This window comes from Sulfuricurvum sp., from assembly GCF_019163035.1.
Lineage (GTDB): Bacteria > Campylobacterota > Campylobacteria > Campylobacterales > Sulfurimonadaceae > Sulfuricurvum.
In genome coordinates this window covers 10,323-16,118 of record NZ_JAFLKV010000023.1, presented here as the reverse complement: position 1 = coordinate 16,118, position 5,796 = coordinate 10,323, and the positions used below count along the sequence as shown (strand labels likewise).

Here is a 5,796-nt window from a genome sequence, read left to right as displayed (position 1 = left end):
GTTGCCAATGTAGCGAATAAAATAATCGCAATAATCATCTCTACGAGAGAGATACCTTTTCTCATTCCTGTGTAAGCCTGTTTCATTGTATATCCTTTTTTGTGACTAGCAGCTTTCTTGCCGCTAAATCGGTTTTTTAGTTTGGAATCTTTAATACATACGGATGAATGGTGATTGAAAAACCGAATTCATCCCCCGTGCATCCTTGTCCGATGCAGCTGCTGACTAACTCTACGTCATCATTTTTGACAACATCCAGTAGCCGCTTCAAAAGTAAGTATGAATAGGTGTCATGAATGCCTCCTTGGATAATTAATTTTTGTTGGTCGATCTTTACTTCGGCTTCCATCCCCAATTCTTGGAGCATAGCTTCGTATTGATCATTTTTAGTACGCAGAACATCACCTTCTGCGTACACAGCAACTGGTTGCTCAACGGCAGTTTTTAAAGCACTAAAGGTTTTCACCTCTTCGGCTACCGTTTTATCTTCGTAGACAATATCGAGAAAATAAAAGTATGTTGCGACTAAAATTGTTAATAAAATAACAACAAAGAGACCAACAAGACTATATTTTTTCATTGCAATATTGCACGATGCCTTGAGCAACGTCTTCCTTTATAATTTCTGCTTCTGGTGGTAACAACCTGACAAAAGCGTTGAGGTTTGGTGTCACCACCTCAGCACATAAGCTATCATCGCGATAGCTTATCTGCTGAAGGGTGGACTCCGTGGATTTTGTCATCTCCTCAATTTTTTCAAGTTCATGGACAATATCCACTTTTTTCGTCATTGCGAATGACGTTTGACAATTCTTTGTTACTAACTGTTTGTACTCTTTTACCAAGACATCCCTATTTGTTAGATTTAATTCAGTGGTATTTAAGTAGCTGTATCCGGCATACAAAATAGCTGAAGTGACAACGATCGTAGATGCTAATAAAAAGCTACCAATCCATGTGTCCTGACGCTCCTTATCGAGGTTAAGGGAAACCAGTTTATCCCCTTTAACATTATCAGCATATACAGTTCCATAATTACGCTCTTGTGCAAATTCTTCGGGCTTATCGAGAATATAGTCCATGATTTTGTCATCTTCGAGTACCACACCGACATTTTTATAATCAAGTTCGAAAATAATGACGCTTTTACCCTGATTTTTAGACGCAAGGCTAAGGACATTCTCATAAATTAATTTCTCTTTCGGAAGAAAGGCTATATAGTTGATCCCCTCGGTGTGTTTTCTCAAAGAGACTTTAACAGCGGGAGAATCAAGATCACTGCGTACGCTAGCGTATACTTGTGCACGGATAGTGCTCATATCACTGTTAAAACTAAGAGATCCTGCTGTAAAAATAGCCATGCTTATCTCATCACATACTTGATTACACGAGGGGTGACAACGATAACCATCTCGCTTTTAGTACTGGATTCGTGACGGGCTCCCCCTACGACACCAGCTGCACTATCCCCAAGACCTGGAAGACCGCTCCACCCTTTATCGCTTTTATTGCGAAAAAGTCCAGAGATAACGATTGGAATACCCGGTTGAACTCGCATAGTGTTATTGATCGCTTTGGTAACGGTTTGAGGTTGAGAAAATTTATTTCCATTTACCTCAAAAGAAGTGTAGCCAACGATATCATTAATTTTTAGACCAATATCTGTGATGACGGTTCCATCAAGCATGTTGGATTTGAGATTAATCTCTAATCCACTAAGTGCGGTGGCACTGGTGGTAGAAACTTGCGAAGCACCACTGCCACTGACTGAAGTGTTTTGAATACCGCTAATATAAGGGGCCTCTATACCGTCAGTAAGCTTGACATTGGTTCCGGCTAGACCTAAAAGTTTTGGTCGTTGAACGCTCTCAACTTTTCCGAAATTTTCCAATGCACTAACAAGTGCTTTGCCGTTATAGGTATCATTTTTCATGATCATTCCAAAGGTGAGTGGAACAGCAGATGTTCCTGCAGAACCTAGTCCTGCTCCTGCAGAAGCGACAAAACTAAGTCCATTCTGTGCGAGAGTAGGAACTAAACTCCAATCAATTCCAAGAGCATAATTATCTTTGAGTTCAACATCATAGATAGAAATTTCATACTCGATGACATAGAGATTATTACGGAGTATTTCAAGATATTTCATGATATCGCCATACTCTTTTTCACGTGCTGAAAAACTCACAGATGAGGTAATGGCATCGGTTGTGACATTGCTTGCGCCCATAGAAGTGATGCTGGATTTTAATATTTCAGGTAAACCATTAACGGAAGGGATTTTGAGGGTTACGGTACGCATATTCCCTAAATAAAAGGTGTCGTCGCTATAAAGGATACTAAGTTTATCCCCAACGGTTTTTTGAAGCATTTTTCCAAAAGGGATATTGGATGCTGAAAGGTTAATATTGGTTTCGGAAAGCAAATAATCATTTTTACCTGAATATGCATTATTATTGCTCCCGTTAGAGCCTATATTAGTATTATATTTATTTGAATTTGCCGATTCAGACTGAAGCTGAAATACAACATTCTCATCAGTCGCTTCGGTGAGTAATGCGATAACATCACTGAGCTCGGCACCCATAATTTTAGCCCGCTTGATAATCTCTTTATCTGGGATGATTTGTTGTTCAATATGAAAATTATCGGCATTTACTTCGACGATTTGCATTGCCGGTTCGGAACGTTGGATTTGAGTGATATTGTTATCCAGTTCTTGTAGGTGCATCTCAGGAGTAAGGGTCTCTTTTTTAGTGGCGACGCTGCATCCACTTAATCCCAGAAGAACGACAGCAAGGATAATTGAACGCATTATTGTGCTCCTGTCGTAAAATAGATGGTTTGAACCCGTCCGGCGTCATCTACAGTAATGTAGTTGCTGGTGATATTACGGATAAAATATTTTTGGTTATTCGCATAAAATGGATCTCCCTCTTTAAGAACAACGGTATTGGTTCCAATTTTAAGTAGGATAAATTTTCCTTTATTGGTCTCCAAATAGCAGTTATAAACTAATTGAGAAAGGTCAAAAACCGGTTTTACGGCTGGTAATGATGGTGGTGCCAGCAACGGAGGAAGAGGCATAGGGCGTACTTCTGACGTTGCTACCGGAGGCTTCTTAAGTTTTACAGCTTCACGAAAAAATGGGTTGTAAGCCGCATTTAGCGAGAGTGTAAGGAAAAGAAATGACCAAAAATAGTTCATACCGACACTTTCTTTCAAGATTATTTTAGGACAAGAAGCAAGAAGTGTGCCAATTGTAAAAATAAAATGGACTATAAATTGCTTGTAATTATTTAAAATTGATAGATAAAAGAGTCATAACTTAAGATGCAAAGTAAAGAAATAGAATCTTCCCTTGTCGATCCATCGAGGAGAATATTCTTAAAAAGTGCACTTGCCCTTAGTGCAACAGGAACTCTTTACGCAAATAATAAAAAGGATTCTGAACTTTTGCATCTTATTCGCAACGGTAGAGAGTATAAAATCCCTTTTATGCGCGAGGGAAAAATAGAAGAAAACGGATATAACGATTTGTGTCGTATTTTCGCGGATGTGCGCGCAGGGGTGGCGGTGCAGATGGACCCTAATTTATTTGTCGTATTAGCACAAGCACAGCAATGGTTATCCACTAATCATATCAATCGCCCTATCATCCTCACCTCAGGCTATCGAACTGAACATACCAATGCAACTACAGAAGGAGCCGCATTTAACTCGATGCACCTCTACGGAAAAGCAGCAGATATAAAAATTGAAGGGTTGCCTGCTGATTATTTAGCCAGATTGCTCCGCTTGTGCGGTGGATCGGGAATAGGAATATATTCGAGTTTCGTTCATGTCGATACTTGGAAAGAGCGAGCGTGGAGGGGTTAGGTTCCTTACTTGAAAAATATGGCTTTATTTTGACCTTTTTTTGTTACACTTTCAAAATTCATCCATAATATATAGGATTTCCTTTTTGAAACTCATTATCGTAGAGTCACCGGCCAAAGCCAAGACCATTAAAAACTTCCTCTCCAAAGACTACGAAGTCATCGCCTCAAAAGGGCACATACGGGATCTCCCTAAAAATCGTTTCGGGATTAAAATTGATGACGATAAAATCGTTGCTGAGTATCGTATCAGTGAAGATAGCACTGCAACCGTCAAGCAAATTCAAGAACTTGCCAAAAAAAGTGATGAAATCTTTATCGCAACCGACGAAGACCGCGAGGGAGAAGCAATCGGATGGCATATCGCCCATGCGATTGATAAAGACCCTGAATCACTACCGCGTATAGTATTTCATGAGATTACGAAAAATGCTATCATCCATGCGTTAGAGACTCCACGTACCATCGATATGGATCGTGTTAATGCTCAGCAGGCACGTCGATTGCTGGATCGTATTGTGGGGTATAAGCTCTCTCCGCTTTTAGCGAGCAAAATCCAAAAAGGGCTCTCAGCAGGTCGTGTTCAATCCTCAACCCTTAAAATTGTCATTGATCGTGAACGTGAAATTCGCGCCTTTATCCCAGAAGAGTACTGGACAATCGATACCCTGTTTAAAAAAGATATCGAAGCAACTTTGGTCAGTTTTGAAAATGAGAAAATTGATAAACTCACTATTAAAACGGGGGATGTTGCAGCACGGATTGTAACAACACTCAAGGGTGAGAGTTTCAAAGTCGGTGAGATCGAAACGAAAGAGCGTAAATCTTCTACTCCTCCACCGTTTATGACCTCGACGCTTCAACAAACTGCCAGTTCTCAGCTCGGCTTCTCTCCGAAGAAAACGATGATGGTCGCCCAAGCACTCTATGAAGGGGTAAAAACGCCTGATGGAACCAGCGGTGTTATCACCTATATGCGTACCGACTCCCTCAATCTTGCAGGTGAAGCAGTTGAAGCGGCACGTGAGCTAATTTTGAGCCGTTACGGAAAAGAGTATTTGCCAGAAAGTGTAAAAATTTACACGAAAAAATCCAAAGGGGCACAAGAGGCGCATGAAGCGATCCGCCCGACCATGCTTGCCTTTACCCCTGAGATCGCGGCAACCTATCTCAAACCTGATGAGATTAAACTCTACCGTCTGATCTACAACCGCTTCATCGCGTGTCAGATGAACGACGCACGATTTGAGCAACAAAGTATTACATTTGAATCTCCTAATGCACAGTTCAGAGCAACCGGACGCAAACTCTTGTTTGACGGATTTTACCGTGTAGTAGGGAGTGATGACAAAGACAAGCTCCTTCCATCACTTACAACGGGTGATGCAATCGATATCCAAAGCATATCGACGGAACAACACTTCACCGAACCGCCATCACGCTACTCGGAAGCGAGTTTGATTAAAAAATTAGAGAGCGAGGGGATCGGTCGTCCATCAACCTATGCACCGACGATCAGTACACTCCAAGCACGTAACTACATCGAAATCGAGAAACGTGCCATTATCCCGACTGAGATAGCATTCACGGTTACAGAGATGCTAGAGAGCCATTTCAACGAGATCGTCGATGCCAGCTTTACTGCTACGATGGAAGAGACCCTCGATGAGATCAGCGAGAGCGGCAAATCGTGGCACAAAATTTTGCTCGATTTCTACTACCCGTTTCTTGAGCAAATCGAAGCGGGAAAAAATAATATCGTCAGCCTTAAAATGGCAAAACCGCTCGGACGTAACTGCCCTCAATGCGGAAGTGAGCTCTTACTTCGTTCAGGGCGTTTCGGTGAGTTTATCGCGTGTAGCGGTTTTCCGAAGTGTAAATACACCGAGCAGACTGAAGAGAGCCAAAAAGAGAACCCGAC

6 protein-coding genes are annotated in these 5,796 nt (G+C 41.4%); 2 read left to right on the top strand and 4 right to left on the bottom strand.

Annotated features, from left to right (window positions below):
• Positions 1–136: 136 nt before the first annotated feature.
• From JZU62_RS02185 to JZU62_RS02170, 4 genes are read right to left on the bottom strand one after another with little or no spacing between them, the layout of a single operon-like run.
• Entirely contained in the window at positions 137–580 is a 444-nt protein-coding gene (locus JZU62_RS02185; RefSeq protein ID WP_295011460.1) for a hypothetical protein, read from the bottom strand.
• Positions 567–1,361 (bottom strand): hypothetical protein, encoded by a 795-nt coding sequence (locus JZU62_RS02180; protein ID WP_295011458.1) that lies wholly within the window; start codon positions 1,359–1,361, stop codon positions 567–569. Before JZU62_RS02180 ends, JZU62_RS02185 begins: the two co-directional genes overlap by 14 nt.
• A gap of 2 nt (positions 1,362–1,363) precedes the next feature.
• Positions 1,364–2,812, bottom strand: a complete 1,449-nt coding sequence (locus tag JZU62_RS02175; RefSeq protein WP_295011457.1) for a hypothetical protein — start codon at positions 2,810–2,812, stop codon at positions 1,364–1,366.
• Positions 2,812–3,204, bottom strand: a complete 393-nt coding sequence (locus tag JZU62_RS02170; RefSeq protein WP_295011456.1) for a hypothetical protein — start codon at positions 3,202–3,204, stop codon at positions 2,812–2,814. The genes JZU62_RS02175 and JZU62_RS02170 overlap by 1 nt, the downstream gene beginning before the upstream one ends.
• 126 nt (positions 3,205–3,330) lie before the next feature.
• Between JZU62_RS02170 and JZU62_RS02165 the strand changes: the two genes are divergently transcribed.
• Both JZU62_RS02165 and topA read left to right on the top strand, forming a co-directional pair.
• Positions 3,331–3,876 (top strand): DUF882 domain-containing protein, encoded by a 546-nt coding sequence (locus tag JZU62_RS02165; protein ID WP_295011455.1) that lies wholly within the window; start codon positions 3,331–3,333, stop codon positions 3,874–3,876.
• Between the two features lie 85 nt (positions 3,877–3,961).
• On the top strand, positions 3,962–5,796 hold a 1,835-nt coding region (gene topA, locus JZU62_RS02160; protein WP_295011453.1), incomplete at its 3' end, for a type I DNA topoisomerase.

What these genes read in the sequence shown, in the direction of transcription:
- JZU62_RS02185 (WP_295011460.1), bottom strand. Translation starts at nt 580, where the DNA reads ATGAAAAAATATAGTCTTGTTGGTCTCTTTGTTGTTATTTTATTAACA.
- JZU62_RS02180 (WP_295011458.1), bottom strand. Translation starts at nt 1,361, where the DNA reads ATGGCTATTTTTACAGCAGGATCTCTTAGTTTTAACAGTGATATGAGC.
- JZU62_RS02175 (WP_295011457.1), bottom strand. Translation starts at nt 2,812, where the DNA reads ATGCGTTCAATTATCCTTGCTGTCGTTCTTCTGGGATTAAGTGGATGC.
- JZU62_RS02170 (WP_295011456.1), bottom strand. Translation starts at nt 3,204, where the DNA reads ATGAACTATTTTTGGTCATTTCTTTTCCTTACACTCTCGCTAAATGCG.
- JZU62_RS02165 (WP_295011455.1), top strand. Translation starts at nt 3,331, where the DNA reads ATGCAAAGTAAAGAAATAGAATCTTCCCTTGTCGATCCATCGAGGAGA.